The sequence below is a fragment of the Aquimarina aquimarini genome (assembly GCF_900299535.1).
GTDB lineage: Bacteria > Bacteroidota > Bacteroidia > Flavobacteriales > Flavobacteriaceae > Aquimarina > Aquimarina aquimarini.
Genome location: NZ_OMKE01000063.1, coordinates 1 through 15,248 on the forward strand (window position 1 = coordinate 1; position 15,248 = coordinate 15,248).

Consider the following 15,248-nt stretch of genomic DNA (forward strand, 5'->3'; position numbering starts at 1 on the left):
TAAAATTAAAGAATAGCCTTAGCTATTGTTGAATTTTATAACACAGATATAGTGCAAAAGAAACAAACTATATACGAAATTTTTATGTGTAAATCGTATTATATGTAACCTTAGAACAAAAGGATCTAAAATAGAAAAAAACGCATGGTATTATTAAGGAAAATACTATTTCTAATTACCTAAACACACTTCATATTATTTTAACTTTGAAATGTGATTTTAATAAAAAAACCGCACTTTCTTAAATAAATAAGAAGTACGGCTTATAATATATTTATTGTATTTTATATTAAAATACTATGATACTGTATACATTTTTTCTCTAAGCTCTTTAACCTTTGGGTCACTCATATACTCATCAAATGTAGTATAACGATCAATAACCCCATTAGGAGTTAATTCAATTACTCTATTACCAACAGTACGAGCAAATTCATGATCGTGAGTCGTAAATAAAACTGTGCCTTTAAACTTGGTAAGAGAATTATTAAAGGCTGTAATAGACTCTAGATCCAAGTGATTAGTAGGTTCATCAAGCATTAAGACATTAGCACGTGTCATCATCATTTTTGACAGCATACAACGTACTTTTTCTCCTCCTGATAATACATTTGATTTTTTCAAGGCCTCTTCCCCACTAAAAATCATTTTCCCTAAAAATCCTCTAAGAAAAACTTCTTCTCTTTCTTCTTCTGTAGTTGCCCATTGGCGTAACCAATCTACAAGACTTAGATCATTCTTGAAAAACTCACTATTATCTGCTGGTAAATATGATTGTGTAGTAGTAATTCCCCAATCAAACTTACCTGCATCTGCTTGTTGATTATTATTCAATATTTGATAAAATGCTGTGGTAGCCCTTGAGTCTTTAGAAAACACAACAACTTTATCTCCCTTTGTAAGGTTTACATCGATACCTTTGAATAGTACATCTCCTTCCAAGCTTGCTGATAACCCTTCTACATTCAATATCTGATCTCCTGCTTCTCTATCTCTTTCAAAAATAATAGCAGGATAACGTCTACTTGATGGTTTAATATCTTCTATATTAAGTTTCTCTATCATTTTCTTTCTAGAGGTAGCTTGTTTAGATTTTGCTACATTGGCACTAAATCGTGCAATAAACTCTTGTAACTCTTTTTTCTTTTCTTCAGCCTTTTTATTTTGCTGTGCTCTTTGTCTAGCAGCTAATTGAGAAGATTCATACCAAAACGTATAATTACCACTATAATGGTTAATTTTACTAAAATCAATATCTGATATGTGTGTACATACTGCATCAAGAAAGTGTCTATCATGAGATACTACAATTACAGTATTATCATAATTAGCCAAGAAGCTCTCTAACCATGTAATTGTTTCATAATCCAAATCATTGGTAGGCTCATCCATAATAAGTACATCTGGACTACCAAATAAACATTGTGCCAATAATACTCTTACTCTTTGTTTTGTATCTAGATCCGACATTTTTGTAAAATGCAAATCTTCTTTTATTCCTAAATTAGATAGCATTGCTGCAGCATCACTGTCTGCATTCCAACCATTCATTTCTTCAAACTGTACCTGTAACTCTCCTATCTTTTCAGCATTTTCATCTGTATAATCAGCATATAGAGCATCTATTTCTTTCTTTATTTCATACAAAGGTTTATTACCCATAATGACAGTTTCTAATACTGTATATTCATCATAAGCATAATGGTTTTGTTCTAAAACAGACATCCTTTTTCCAGGTTCTAGATGCACATGACCAGATGTAGCCTCTTGTACACCAGAAAGTATTTTAAGAAAAGTAGATTTTCCTGCTCCATTGGCACCAATGATACCATAGCAATTGCCTTGTGTAAAAGCGGTATTTACTTCATCAAAAAGTATTCGTTTACCAAATTGAACCGAAAGATTAGAAACAGATAGCATGAGTATGTAGAATTGTAAAGTTTAAATTTGGCGCAAAAGTAGAAAAATGGATTCAGAACCAGAAAACAATCCTTCATTAATTTAGAGGACTTATCTCTGTGCTTAGATTTTATAATCTGTATTCGTAAAAAAAACACATAATTAAATTATACAAGCAGTTCAAAACATATAAATAATATCTTTGTAATTTACTCTAATTTATGTTTAGGATTGTGCTAAAAAAAGAATTATCTGTTTATTTAAAATACTCTGGTTTTAAACAAATTAATTAATACCTATAGAATTAACGTATAATTAACAAGAGATACAGCACTTTCCTTTTACTTTTGAGCGATTAGTCGCTAATTATACCGTATATTAAATGCATTTTTTTGGGTTCAGATATTTTATTTTCATATCTATTTTATCATGTTTACTATGCAATTGTAGTTCCCCTAAAAAAGATAAAAGAGAGTATACATATTTTGGAGGGGAAATTGTAAATCCTAACACCAATTATGTTGTTTTATCTAAAGGCTATGATTATAGAGACACGATTTTTTTGGATAAAAACAACAGGTTTCTTCATAAAATAGAAAACCTTAAAAATGGACTATATTCTTTTAAACATAGCCCTGAAAGCCAAATCATTCTTCTAGAGGAAGGTGATAGTACATTGATTCGATTAAATACTTTAGAATTTGATGAATCTTTAGTTTTTACAGGAATAGGCGCAGGAAAGAATAATTTTCTTATTGAAATGTTCTTGCAGAATGAAATTGAGCGTGAAAGATTAAATAGAAATGGGTTTAGACAAACTCCTTCTTTTTTTAAAGAAAACCAAGATTCTCTATTAAATATCAAATTAGCTACTTTTGAAAAACTGATCAGCAAACATACTCTTAGTGACCTAGCAAAAAAAATGACTCAAGCTAGTGTTATTTTTGATTACTACATGAGGCATGAGTTATATTACAATAGTCATCATCAATTAAGAAAGATTGATGATTTTGATAGTGGTTTACCAGCTTCTTTTTTTAGTTATAGAAATCAAATTGATTTTAATGATGATGAACTCAAAAGGTTATATTCTTATAATTGGTTTCTGAATTGTTATTTTACAAATGCTATTCTTAGCAATTGTAGTACTGATTTCACACAAACTGATCAGGTAGCAAATGCTGTATATAAATTAAATATAATAGATAGTATCGTAAAACATACGTATATCAAAAATAGCTTATTGAGAAGATCTACTATCAACTTTTTATTAGATAGTAAAAACAATAAAGAATCAAATATAGTTCTAGAACACTATCTATCTATAAGTTCTAACAAAAGATCTCAAAAAGAATTGATACGTTTATCAAGGTATATTTCTAAACTTAGGCCAAACAATATTATTCCTGATCAAGATCTCATCTCATCAAAAGGAGAAACGGTAAGACTTTCTTCTCTTTTCAACAAACCTATTACAGCACTATATTTTTGGTCTATGGAGAGTAAGGAACATTATGTAAAAGCTCATAAAAAAGCTAGACATCTCAATACGATATATCCTAATATTGACTTTATTGCTGTGAATATTGATGCTGAACAAACAAAAAATTGGTTAAAAACCATTAAAAGACATCGTTATAATCTAGAGAATGAATATGAGTTTAAATACCCTAAATGTTCCTCTGAAGAATTAGTGATTCACTATAGAAACAAAGTATTTCTTGTTGATCAAGATGGTAAAATTATAAACCCTAGTACCGATCTATTTGCTTCTATCTTTGAAAAACAATTAATGCAATACACCCAATTAGCCAGTCTAGAGCATTAAAAAAGCTACCCATTTTATTAATGAATAGCTTTTTTATATAATAAAGTGATTTAAACTTTTTTCAATCAGAAAAGAAATTAATTAATAATTAATTTCCTTTTTTATAATCCGCAAGAAATTTAGCAAGTCCAATATCTGTCAATGGGTGCTTAAGTAATCCTTCTATAGAAGAAAGAGGCCCTGTCATTACATCTGCACCAATTTTTGCACAATCAATTACATGCATTGTATGTCTTACTGATGCTGCCAAAATTTGAGTACCAAATCCGTAATTATCATAAATCATTCTTATTTCTGCAATAAGATTAAGACCATCTGTAGAGATATCATCTAATCTACCAATAAACGGAGATACATAGGTAGCTCCTGCCTTTGCTGCGAGTAAAGCTTGTCCTGCAGAAAACACCAAAGTACAATTAGTTTTTATTCCTTTATCACTAAAATATTTTATTGCTTTTATACCATCTTTGATCATTGGTACTTTTACAATAATTTGATCATGAAGTTTAGCTAGCTCTTCTCCTTCTTTAATAATATTTTCATAATCTGTAGAGATTACTTCAGCACTTACATCTCCTGTTACTATCTCACATATTTTCTTATAGTGATTAATAATATTCTCTTTACCAGTAATACCTTCTTTTGCCATCAAAGATGGATTTGTAGTTACCCCGTCAAGAACTCCCAAATCTTGCGCTTCTTTGATTTGATCCAGATTTGCAGTATCAATAAAAAATTTCATAGTAGTGTTTTTTAAAAAATTGTTGCCTTTACTTTTTGTCTTCTAACAAAGTGCGAAGATAAAAATAATCAGTCTTGGCTAATACATTCTTTTTGGTTTATTTAATTTTTTTGAGAATTTCATACTAGTTATAAAAAAAACATCATTACCCTTTTATGCCTCAAAAGTTTCTATAATTTATAATGATTCATCAATAACTTTTCATACAGTTTATCGGGTAAAACTCTTTTCAATACAACAGAAAATTTTTGCATAAACGCCCCTACCTTATAATGCACTTTTGGGTTATTGTTTTTTATAATTCTGTAAACAGCTTTTGCCATCTCTAATGGATCATTCCCCGAGTCTACATGATCATCCATCATTTTTAATGTATTACCATAAGACACCTCATAAGGAGATCCCTCTAACACAGGAGCGTGATAACGGCCTGCCGCAATATTAGTTGCAAAATCTCCTGGAGCTACATTTGTCATTTTAATATTAAACCCCTTCAACTCCATACGCCATGCCTCTGTTGTCATCTCTAGGGCAGCTTTAGAAGCACTATACACACCTCTATATGGTAAGCCCATGTATCCAGCAATAGATGTTATATTTACAATCAATCCCCCGCCTTGTTTTCTCATTAACGGCAAAACAGCTTTGGTAACACTTATGGGGCCAAAGTAATTTGTTGTAAAATTTTTAATTATTTCTTCATTAGGAGTTTCTTCTATTGGCCCAGTAATCCCTGCTCCTGCATTATTGATCAAAACATCTAATTGCCCGTGTTTTTGCTCAATAATATGAACCGCAGATGCAATACTATTTGTATCTGCAACATCCAATTCTAATAGTGGAAAAGGAGTAAAATCTGGAAATCGAGAAGGATTTCTACTGGTACCATATACAATGTACCCTTGCGCTACCAAATATGTTCCTATCGATTTTCCTATTCCCGAAGAACCTCCTGTAATTAAGACTACGGATTTATTTTGACTTCTACTCATGGTCACAAATATACAATTATGATTGACCTTCTACCAATCTAAAAAAACGAAATAAGAAATAAAAAGGATAGGATATTATAGTAGAAAGATTTCCTTTTATACACCAAAATAGCGGATACAAAAAAAGGCAAGCTACCTACATCACACTGCTCAACCATCTACCTTTGCTGCGTTCCCGCCCTGGAGGATTCAACAGGAGCTAGTTGTGTAGGACTTGCCGCTGCAAAGATACAATCTTTAGCAAATAAAACAATGATTTTTTAAACCCAATTAAAATAAATATCTTGCTTTAAATTTCAACAACAACAATGAAAGCACATAACTCATTAATCATCATTATTTTAAGCATACTTTGTTTTTCTTGCGGAAGCAATCAAAATAAACGAAAAAAAAATTTTTCGATAAAAATTATAGACAATCAAACCAAATTTAAGCTAGGAGAAACCATAAAAGCAAGCTTAATAAATGCTAAAAAGATTGAAATTGATTCTGTAATCTATCAACTTGGTGATAAGAAAACACTTCTCAAAAAAGATTTTACTTTTAAAGAAATAATAGATACAGAAAAACTAGGTAATCATATATTGACGGCAAATGTATTTTATAATGGTAATGTTGATACCATTACCAAAAAAGTAACTTTTCTCAATAATATCGCTCCAAAATTATATTCTTATAAAATCATCGCAGAATACCCCCACGATCAAAAAGCTTTTACACAAGGTTTAGAATTTTATAACGATACATTATATGAGAGTACTGGTAAAAAGGGAATGTCTTCATTAAGAAAAATTGATTATAAAACAGGAAAGATTAATATAAAAAAAGAAGTTCCCCCAACATACTTTGCTGAAGGAATTACGATTATGAATGACAAAATTTATCAATTAACGTGGACTTCAAAAGAAGGATTTATTTACGATCTTAAAACTTTGAATAAAATTGGAAACTTTGCCTATAACCAAAGTAAAGAAGGGTGGGGATTGTGCAATAACGGAAAGCATATTTATAAAAGTGACGGAACAGAAAAAATATGGATACTAGACGCTAATACACTGGCAGAAAAAGAGTATATAGAGGTTACTACTAACAAAAGTGTTAAATCTAGATTTAATGAATTAGAATGGGTTGAAGGGAAAATCTATGCAAACACGTGGCAAAAAGATGGAATAGCCATTATTAACCCCAAAAACGGAGCTCTTGAAGCTGTTATAAATCTTAGTAGTTTACGAAAAAAGGTAACTCAACATGATAACCTTAATGTCCTCAATGGTATAGCATATAAAAAAGACACAAAGAGATTATTTGTAACTGGTAAAAATTGGGACAAAATTTTTGAGATCGAAATAGTCAAATAAACCTTATAAACAATAATATTTATAAGTATTACAGAGGTAAAAAAATAGATAAACTCTAGTTCAATATTCAGAAACCATATTGCAACAACATAATAAATGTCTCGTTATTGTAATAGACAGATAATAAACCGTACCTTTGCGGCTTATTTTTAGCTATATGAATAAATTTGAAGCATTAGGCCTAGGTGAAGCCATTATAAAGGCGGTGAATGATATGGGATTTGAAACCCCAAGTGAAGTGCAGGAAAAGGCAATACCTATTTTGCTAGATGAAGATACGGATATTGTTGCATTAGCGCAAACCGGAACAGGAAAAACTGCCGCATTTGGCTTTCCTTTGATTGAAAAAATAGATCATAACAGTAGAATTACGCAAGGATTAATCCTATCTCCTACTAGAGAGCTTTGCTTACAGATTACTAATGAACTAAAAAACTACTCTAAACATATTCCTAGTTTACATACTGTTGCGATTTATGGTGGTGCTAGTATTACAGAGCAGGCAAAACAAATAAAACGAGGAGCACAAATCATAGTGGCTACTCCTGGAAGAATGCAGGATATGATTAACCGTAAAATGGTTGATATTACCAATATTGGTTATTGTGTGTTGGATGAAGCAGATGAAATGTTGAATATGGGATTCTATGAAGATATAAATGCTATTTTATCTCATACTCCAAAAGACAAAAACACATGGTTATTCTCTGCTACCATGCCTAAAGAAGTTTCTACTATTGCAAAACGATTTATGCAAGAACCAGTAGAAATCACTGTAGGCCATAAAAATACAGGATCAAAAAATGTATCTCACGAATACTATGTTGTAAATTCTCGTGATCGTTATGCCGCATTAAAAAGACTAGCAGATGCTAATCCAGATATTTTTTCCGTAATATTTTGTCGTACTAAACGAGATACTCAAAAAGTAGCCGAAAATCTTATTGGAGATGGATATAATGCTGCTGCCCTACATGGTGATCTAAGTCAAAACCAAAGAGATTTGGTAATGAAAAGCTTTAGAAACCGACAAATACAAATGCTGGTTGCTACAGATGTAGCTGCTCGTGGAATTGATGTAGACGATGTAACACATGTAATCAACTACCAACTCCCAGATGAAATAGAAACGTATACACATAGAAGTGGTCGAACAGGTCGTGCTGGAAAAAGCGGTGTATCGATGGTTATCGTTTCTAAAAGTGAAGTCAGAAAAATAAAATCTGTAGAGCGAATCATCAAAAAGAGTTTTGAGAAAAAAGATATTCCTAGTGGTGAAGAAATATGTCAAGTTCAATTATTTCATCTTGCAAATGATATTGCAAAAGCAGAGATAAATCATGAAATTGATAGTTATTTACCTTCTATTAATGAGGTGCTAGAAAATTTCTCTAAGGAAGAGTTAATCAAAAAATTCTTTTCTGTAGAATTTTCTCGTTTCCACAATTATTATAAAAAAGCAAAGGATCTAAACGCTATAAATGAAAAAGGTGGGGAGTATAGTAATGATGGAAGCACTCGTTACTTTATCAATGTAGGAGAAAAAGATGGATTCGATTGGATGAAATTAAAAGACTTCCTAAAAGAAGTATTAGAGTTAGGAAGCGATTCTTTGAGCCGTGTTGACGTAAAGGAAAGTTTCTCTTTCTTCAACACCAATGCAGAACACCAAGAAAAAGTTCTTGAGGTCTTTGAAGATTTCAGAATGGAAGGCAGAAAAGTTAATGTAGAGATTTCTAAAGGTTCTGGTCGTAAAGGAGGAGGTGGACGTCGTCGTCGTGACAACGGCGGAGGTTTCAAAGGAAAACGCAGAAGCGATGGGTTTAAACCTAAAGGAAAAAGACGCTTTGATTCAAACGACAGTAAAGGTAGTGGAGGAAATCAAAGAAGAGACCGAAGAAAACGTAGTGATCGAAGATAAATCAAATATTCCTTGATGCGTTAAATTTAACGCATCAAGGAATATTAATTAGTAATATGATTTTTGGCGCGATTTTTATGGTATATTATTAAAAATTGAACGTCATATTATTTACATGAAGAGAATATTATTTTACATCGTACTATTTATAAGTATAACCACCTATTCACAAGATGATAATTCAGGGGTTGTATCGGGAAAAGTATTAAGTGCAGCTACAGACTTAAAACTTGAAAATGTACACATTGTAAACCTCAGTCAAGTTGTTGGTACCATAACTGATGATAAAGGAAACTTCAGTATTTCTGCAAAAGTAAATGACACTTTATATTTTTCTTATATCGGTTACAAACCTTTACAGATAAGAGTTAGTAATGACTGGATTAAATTTGGTGATATAAAAGTAAAGATGACCGAGCTAGGGATTGCCCTAGAAGAAGTAGTCGTTGCAGATGTACAACTTACTGGTTATCTTGAAATAGATGCAAAAAGAATACCTGTATACAATAATTACAGATATAGTATATCTGGATTAAACTCAGGGTATGAAGGCGGAAGCAAACAACCTAGTGCTGTTAATAAAGTCTTAGGAGCTATTTTTAATCCTGCTGATTTTCTATATAATATTTTTAGTAAACGCTCTAAAGAATTAAAAAAATTGCGAAAAATGAAGAAGGATGACGAGATCAGAAATCTTCTAGAAAACAAATTTGATCGCGCTACCTTGATGGCTTTATTACAGGTAGAACGAATGGATATTGATGAAATTCTTCGTAATTGTAATTATTCTGTAGATTTTATAAAATTTGCAAACGATCTTCAAATTTTGGATGCCATCAGCGAGTGTTATGAAGAATATAAAGTATTAGAAAGAAGATAAAGTTCTTTATAGATGTAGCAACAGTAGTAGTATACGCGCTACTATAAATTTATTTATCTTCATCATTTTCATAATAACGCGCTATAATTTGCTCGTGGCTTTTAATTACTTTTTTGGCCCATTCTAATCTTTTTTCTAATTTTTCCTCATCAGATAATTGCCAGGCAACACCAGTATCTCTAAGCTTAGAAGTTACATGTTGCAAAATTATGGCTGCAGATACAGATATATTAAGACTTTCTGTAAAACCCACCATTGGTATATGTAATTTACTATCAGCATTTTCCAAAACTAAGTCACTTAGCCCTTTCTGCTCTCTTCCAAAGAAAAAAGCTGCTGGTTTAGATACATCTACATCTTTCAATACAATAGAATCATCATGTGGTGTTGTAGCAACAATCTGATACCCTTTTTCTTTTAATGCACATATACATTCTTTTGTTGATCCATACCTGTTGATATCGACCCATTTTTGAGCCCCCATTGCGATCTCTCTATCAATTCGTTTTACATTTACCTCTTCTATCACATGTACATTTTGAACTCCGAAAACATCACAACTACGTATTACTGCACTTGTATTATGTAATTGATACACATCTTCTACTGCAACAGTAAAATGATTCGTGCGCTCGTCAAGAATTTTCTTGTTTAATCCAGCTCTTCGTGGAGTGAGAAATGATTCTATATATTCGAGAAGTTTTATATCTATCATACCGCTAAAATATAAAAACATCTTATACCATTTACACTTTAAATTTGTTGTAATAAAATACTTTCCTTATACCATTTCCAACTTAAATTTACTCAATAAAACCGCGCCTTTTTGTTTAATATTTCAAAATAAAACATGACCGTAGCCCTGCTATGCCAGAATTTTCTTTTTCATCTAAGTCAAAAATCCATCATTTTTCTTATGAGTGAATTTAAATCAGAACTGGTATTATCCTTACTTCAAGAATAAAGAATAGCAAAAAAAACTGCTTGATACAATTACCAAACAGTCTTTCAACAATCTACTTAATTTAACTAAATTTCACTATAAATGCATCATAACAATGTTATGTTCCATATAAAACAAAGTAATGAAATGTTACATTTACAGCATACTCTTATTTACATACTGTTCATTTACCAAGTATTCAAAAAAAAACCTCCCGAAATTACCCCTAAAAACGGAAGGTTTAAGTAAACACATTGTCAAAATGTATCGTAATGATTGATTAACTAATTAATAATCAATTCAATTTTTCTTTTTCAGTTGTTTGTAGTATGCAATATAATATCGTTTAATTTTTATATATTTTATAGTCATATCTTAATCCTTATTGTACTAGACAATATGACAATATTGATCTCTTTTCTTTTTTGGTATAAAAAAAGTAAAACCAAATAAACGATACGGTTGAAAATGAATCTTTCAGAATTGAACGAAGAAACTTTGATAAGAATAAAGAGTTACCGATATTGATCCAATTGTAATTAAGATTAACAACTGGCAAACGGATATCTATACTAATAGTTCTCCTCTCATAATGATTGATTTATTTTAAATTAATCGTTATTCAGACCCTGTCATTGTTGGCTCGCCAAAGTAACAATTATGGGGTTGTACTATTCAATCATACTTTTTACAACAAAACTTATAAAAATAAGTTACTTCAAAAAAATATGATCTTTACTTTATACCAAATCATATAATGTCGTTCTTAAAAGACTTACATCATATCATTTTCTTTTATTAATTCACATTTGGCAAAATGCTTCATTGTTAATTAATAAAAACATATCACTTTTAAAACAATTATCTTAGTTGGTATAGTAGACTTATTTATCTCAAGTCAACTAATTTTGATTATAAAAAACTCAGAAAAGGGTAAATAATAAGTTTTTTATTCTAAAAATCGCAACTATACGCTTTGTTTAAAAACAATACTTAAAGATACTTACTATTTAGCAAAATCGAATACCAGAATACCACATAAAAATTCTGGTTTTACCACATAAATATAAACGACTAAACAAAATAAAAAAAGGATAAACAACAATAGCTTACAAAGCAAGTAAAAAAATACTTAAAAAACTGAAAAACAATAATTTAAAAACAAAATTACAATAAAAATAAGTCTTAAAACGAACAAAAAAAAGTAGGACTACACCTACTTTTTTATTTAAAAAACAATCTTTATTCGATGATACATGTATTTTACCGAAATAACTGTTGCCAAAAAAAAAGTCAATTATCAGTTTTTAGTCCTTAAAAATTCATTGAAATTGATAAGATATTCATCATATAATAAGATGTAATTTTAGACATTCTTATCTTTATAATCATACATCTTATAATAGCAGTATACAGAAAACTCATAAAACTTAAAAAAGTTTTATGAGTTTTCTGTATATATTATCCATATCATTCTGGATAATTTTTTCTTTAGAACACGATTTAATACACTCTATGCTTCTTTTTGAATTTCTACAGCGTGTGGATATGGTATTTCTATACCAGCTTTATCCAAGCTTATTTTACAGTTTTCTAGAGTAGAGAAATATACATCCCAATAATCCTCTGGGGTACTGTATGGTCGTACTGCTAAATCAACAGAACTTTCCCCTAACGCTACAACATTTATAGAAGGTGCTGGGTCTTTTAACACCTTAGGATTGGATGTTAAGACTTCTAATAATACATCTTTAGCCTGTTTAATATCTTCATCATACCCTATACCAATAGTAATATCAACTCTTATTTTTCCTTCTGCTGTATAATTGATAATATTTCCATTTGCCATAATACCATTAGGAACTATAGCTAATTTATTTTCGGGAGTGGTTAGCTTAGTAGTAAAAATCTCAATTTCTTTTACAACTCCCAATACACCTTGGGCTTCTATAACATCTCCTATTTTATAAGGTCTAAAAATCATTATCAATACTCCTCCAGCAAAATTAGATAAAGAACCTTGTAACGCCATACCTATCGCAAGACCAGCCGCCGCTATTACAGCAGCAAAAGTAGTTACATCAACCCCTAACATAGAGATTACCATAATAACTAGAAATATCTTTAAAGACCAACTTATCAGGTTCAATAAAAATTTCTGTAAAGACTCATCATAAGAACTCTTAGACATCACCTTTTTTACACTACCTATAAGTTTTTTAATAATCCATGATCCAATAATATAGATCAGTATTGCAACTAAAAGTTTGGGACCAAATTCTTTTGCTAGTTCTATACCGTAGTTGAACCATTCCTGAGCTGTTTTCATTTTAAATAGTATTTTTTATAATAATGTTGTTATGATCTAGGGTATTTATATATACTAAACTCGTCTCTGCTTCTATTACTGCCTACAAATTTATCATTGACAAAATAAAACCAAAGACGAGTTCAACAAATCAAATATACATAAACTTACTAGTTTACATAAGAAACCTAGTAAAGTTATGTTTATTGTACAATGATAAATTCACTTCTACGATTTAGCTGGTGCTCATCATTACTACAAGGCACTCCATCTTTACACTTGTTTACCAATGCAGTTTCTCCGTATCCTTTACCTGTAACTCGGGATTTATCTATCCCTCCTTTCTCAATAATGTATTTAACCGTACTTTTTGCTCTCTTCTCACTGAGATACATGTTATATTTATCATTTGCTCTACTATCGGTATGAGATCGAACATCTATTTTTAATTTAGGGTACTCTTTTAGTGCTGCAATAATTTTTTGTAGCTCTATTTCTGCATCTGATCTAATAAATGATTTATTTAAGTCAAAATATATAACTTCAAGGTCTAGAAGTTTTGCGAGATCATCCCCTGGCTTCACCTCTTTATCTGCTAAACCACCTTTATTTAATTGCAATGGTTGATTATACTCATGCTCTAATACCGTATTTGTAGCAAGAATAACTTCTGTTGGGCTATACATCACTTTATTAGCTCTAATAATATAAGATTTTTCACAATCAAGATCAAACTTATACACCCCTTTTGCATTGGTAACGGTTTGTTGTAATTCATTATTCGAATCATCTAACAAAAACACTTCTGTATCAGCCAAAAGTTCTTTAGAAGTAGCATCTGTCACTACTCCTTTTACATACTGATTACAAGAGGTTATTAGCTCTTCTGTTTGTTTGAAACTGTAGATATCATCATTCCCTTTTCCACCAGAGCGATTGCTAGAAAAATATCCAATTTTTGTATCTTCATTTAGTACAAACGTAAAATCATCTTCTGAGCTATTCACAGGTTTCCCTACATTATAAGGAATCGAAAATACACCAAATTCTTCTGGCACAGTTACAAAAACATCTAATCCTCCTAACCCAATATGACCATCACTGGCAAAATACAAACTACCAGATTCTCCTATATAAGGAAAAGTTTCTCTTCCTTCTGTATTAATTCTATCACCCAAATTTTGAGGGGTTCCAAAAGTACCATCTTCTTTTATATCTACAACATATAAATCAGAAAGCCCTCTACTATCTGGCATATCACTAGCAAAGTAAAGCTTGGTTCCGTCTTTACTCAAAGTAGGGTGGGCAACAGAATACTCATTGCTATTAAAAGGTAACTCCTCTATATTTGTCCATTTATTATTTTGAAATGTAGCTCTATAGATTTTTAACAATACTGTTCCTTGCTCATTAGATCCTAATTTTCTTTTGGTGTAGTTATTTCTGGTAAAATACACTGTTTGCCCATCATTACTAAATGATGTTGAAGATTCGTGAAATTTTGTATTTATTTTGCCTTTTATTTTTTTCGGAGTCTTCAGAATCCCATTGCTTTCTATAATTTCAGAAGAATACAAGTCCAAAAATGGCATTTCATCCCACTCATGTATAACCTTTGTCATTCCTGAACTTCCTCCACGAGATGATGCAAATATCAATTTTCCTTGATTATCAAAGCTTGGTGCATAATCTGAATATTTTGAGTTTATCCCTAATTTTAACAATCTGAATTTACCTGATTGCATTTCAATAAAATTTAGATAATCTCTAGTATTCATAAAAGATTCGGCTCTCTGGTCATTCCCGATAAGTGTTTGAAATTGCTCCATCACTTTATCCGCTTCTTCATACCGTTGTATACTTTTTAAACTTTGAGAATATCTAAATAAGTATTCGGGATTGATACTATCTGAGTATTTTGTAATTAGTTTTTCATACCACGGTATTGCATCTTCTAATTTTGCATTAAAGTAATAAGAGTCTCCTAGCTTTTTTAATAAATCTGGAGATTCATATCCGCTTTCTGCTACTTGAAGGTAAATTTTTCTAGCATCTACAAAAGCATACCGATTAAAACTTTCGTTTGCCTTGGCTAATTTTTTTTCTTGTGAAAAAATAATACCCGATACTAATATGCTTAGTGATATGGTTATAATGTGTTTATTAAAATTCATACGTATGTCGTTTTTATTTTTAATCTAAAAACTTGGACTAATTAGGGGTTGATTTTTATTTTTATGTATTTCAAAATTCTTCTTCTTACTAGTTTGTATAACTAGAAGAATCTAGGAGTTAACATTCTATTGTATTTCTTAAAGAGTTCAAAGCGTAACATCACCTCATAACTCCCATCATTAAATTGTGTCTGACCCAATTC

The 15,248-nt window shown here is 30.8% G+C and carries 10 protein-coding genes, 1 other RNA gene and 1 pseudogene; 4 read left to right on the plus strand and 8 right to left on the minus strand.

Annotation, left to right across the window (positions count from 1 at the left end):
* Nucleotides 1-297: 297 nt before the first annotated feature.
* Nucleotides 298-1,920 (minus strand): ABC-F family ATP-binding cassette domain-containing protein, encoded by a 1,623-nt coding sequence (locus tag DG508_RS20855; RefSeq protein WP_108870377.1) that lies wholly within the window; start codon nucleotides 1,918-1,920, stop codon nucleotides 298-300.
* Between the two features lie 541 nt (nucleotides 1,921-2,461).
* On the opposite strand from DG508_RS20855, the gene DG508_RS20860 reads away from it, so the two are divergent.
* A complete protein-coding gene (locus tag DG508_RS20860; protein ID WP_159090957.1) occupies nucleotides 2,462-3,727 on the plus strand; it encodes a peroxiredoxin family protein in 1,266 nt (421 codons plus the stop codon).
* Between the two features lie 88 nt (nucleotides 3,728-3,815).
* Here the strand turns inward: DG508_RS20860 and fsa are convergent, their stop codons facing one another.
* The 3 genes from fsa to ffs all read right to left on the minus strand — a co-directional run bounded on the left by fsa (nucleotide 3,816) and on the right by ffs (nucleotide 5,681).
* Entirely contained in the window at nucleotides 3,816-4,469 is a 654-nt protein-coding gene (gene fsa, locus DG508_RS20865; protein ID WP_103865178.1) for a fructose-6-phosphate aldolase, read from the minus strand.
* Between the two features lie 170 nt (nucleotides 4,470-4,639).
* Nucleotides 4,640-5,461, minus strand: a complete 822-nt coding sequence (locus DG508_RS20870) for an SDR family oxidoreductase (protein ID WP_108870381.1) — start codon at nucleotides 5,459-5,461, stop codon at nucleotides 4,640-4,642.
* A gap of 122 nt (nucleotides 5,462-5,583) precedes the next feature.
* Nucleotides 5,584-5,681: signal recognition particle sRNA small type (gene ffs, locus DG508_RS20875), an RNA gene on the minus strand.
* Nucleotides 5,682-5,769: 88 nt separating this feature from the next.
* On the opposite strand from ffs, the gene DG508_RS20880 reads away from it, so the two are divergent.
* The 3 genes from DG508_RS20880 to DG508_RS20890 all read left to right on the plus strand — a co-directional run bounded on the left by DG508_RS20880 (nucleotide 5,770) and on the right by DG508_RS20890 (nucleotide 9,620).
* Nucleotides 5,770-6,819 carry a glutaminyl-peptide cyclotransferase gene (locus DG508_RS20880; RefSeq protein WP_108870383.1) on the plus strand — a complete coding sequence of 350 codons (1,050 nt, stop codon included), beginning with the start codon at nucleotides 5,770-5,772 and terminating at the stop codon, nucleotides 6,817-6,819.
* Nucleotides 6,820-6,976: 157 nt separating this feature from the next.
* A complete protein-coding gene (locus tag DG508_RS20885) occupies nucleotides 6,977-8,740 on the plus strand; it encodes a DEAD/DEAH box helicase (RefSeq protein WP_108870385.1) in 1,764 nt (587 codons plus the stop codon).
* 115 nt (nucleotides 8,741-8,855) lie between these two features.
* Entirely contained in the window at nucleotides 8,856-9,620 is a 765-nt protein-coding gene (locus DG508_RS20890; RefSeq protein ID WP_108870387.1) for a carboxypeptidase-like regulatory domain-containing protein, read from the plus strand.
* A 49-nt stretch (nucleotides 9,621-9,669) separates the two neighbouring features.
* Here DG508_RS20890 and DG508_RS20895 read toward each other — a convergent pair whose 3' ends face one another.
* The 4 genes and pseudogenes from DG508_RS20895 to DG508_RS21485 all read right to left on the minus strand — a co-directional run.
* Complete coding sequence (locus DG508_RS20895) at nucleotides 9,670-10,335, minus strand: TrmH family RNA methyltransferase (protein ID WP_108870393.1); 666 nt, start codon at nucleotides 10,333-10,335, stop codon at nucleotides 9,670-9,672.
* A 1,741-nt stretch (nucleotides 10,336-12,076) separates the two neighbouring features.
* A complete protein-coding gene (locus DG508_RS20900; protein ID WP_108870389.1) occupies nucleotides 12,077-12,892 on the minus strand; it encodes a mechanosensitive ion channel family protein in 816 nt (271 codons plus the stop codon).
* A gap of 182 nt (nucleotides 12,893-13,074) precedes the next feature.
* The gene (locus tag DG508_RS20905; RefSeq protein ID WP_108870392.1) at nucleotides 13,075-15,045 is read right to left on the minus strand and encodes an OmpA family protein; all 1,971 of its coding nucleotides are present in this window, start codon (nucleotides 15,043-15,045) and stop codon (nucleotides 13,075-13,077) included.
* 101 nt (nucleotides 15,046-15,146) lie between these two features.
* Nucleotides 15,147-15,248, minus strand: a pseudogene (locus tag DG508_RS21485) (PorP/SprF family type IX secretion system membrane protein); the annotation flags it as partial.

What these genes read in the sequence shown, in the direction of transcription:
- DG508_RS20855 (WP_108870377.1), bottom strand. Translation starts at nt 1,920, where the DNA reads ATGCTATCTGTTTCTAATCTTTCGGTTCAATTTGGTAAACGAATACTT.
- DG508_RS20900 (WP_108870389.1), bottom strand. Translation starts at nt 12,892, where the DNA reads ATGAAAACAGCTCAGGAATGGTTCAACTACGGTATAGAACTAGCAAAA.
- DG508_RS20905 (WP_108870392.1), bottom strand. Translation starts at nt 15,045, where the DNA reads ATGAATTTTAATAAACACATTATAACCATATCACTAAGCATATTAGTA.
- DG508_RS20890 (WP_108870387.1), top strand. Translation starts at nt 8,856, where the DNA reads ATGAAGAGAATATTATTTTACATCGTACTATTTATAAGTATAACCACC.
- DG508_RS20880 (WP_108870383.1), top strand. Translation starts at nt 5,770, where the DNA reads ATGAAAGCACATAACTCATTAATCATCATTATTTTAAGCATACTTTGT.
- DG508_RS20885 (WP_108870385.1), top strand. Translation starts at nt 6,977, where the DNA reads ATGAATAAATTTGAAGCATTAGGCCTAGGTGAAGCCATTATAAAGGCG.
- DG508_RS20895 (WP_108870393.1), bottom strand. Translation starts at nt 10,335, where the DNA reads ATGATAGATATAAAACTTCTCGAATATATAGAATCATTTCTCACTCCA.
- fsa (WP_103865178.1), bottom strand. Translation starts at nt 4,469, where the DNA reads ATGAAATTTTTTATTGATACTGCAAATCTGGATCAAATCAAAGAAGCG.
- DG508_RS20870 (WP_108870381.1), bottom strand. Translation starts at nt 5,461, where the DNA reads ATGAGTAGAAGTCAAAATAAATCCGTAGTCTTAATTACAGGAGGTTCT.